Annotated in this window: 1 protein-coding gene; it reads left to right on the forward strand. The window is 58.8% G+C overall.

Annotation, left to right across the window (positions count from 1 at the left end):
- A partial coding sequence (locus ACSNOK_RS35430; RefSeq protein ID WP_436784787.1) for a PTS sugar transporter subunit IIA occupies positions 1 to 245 on the forward strand: 245 nt, incomplete at its 5' end.
- Positions 246 to 250: the final 5 nt, after the last annotated feature.

A 250-nucleotide genomic window follows, 5' to 3' on the forward strand; every position in this document is an offset into this window, starting at 1 on the left:
GTGTCGATGAGGTCCGCGACCACATCGACAAGGCCACCCTAGGCTTCCTCCAATTCCCCGAGGGCGTTGAATGGGACGGGAACATCTGCACTGTCGTCATTCCTATCGCGTCGTCCAGCGACGAGCACCTCGAGATTATGGCAGCCCTCGCAAGAATCTTGTCTAATCCCGAAACCGCCCGGCAACTTCGTGAGGCGACATGCACCGACGAGGTCCTCAACCTCCTCGGTTCCCAGCAGGCATAATCAGC

Source organism: Streptomyces sp. URMC 126 (assembly GCF_051386555.1).
GTDB lineage: Bacteria > Actinomycetota > Actinomycetes > Streptomycetales > Streptomycetaceae > Streptomyces.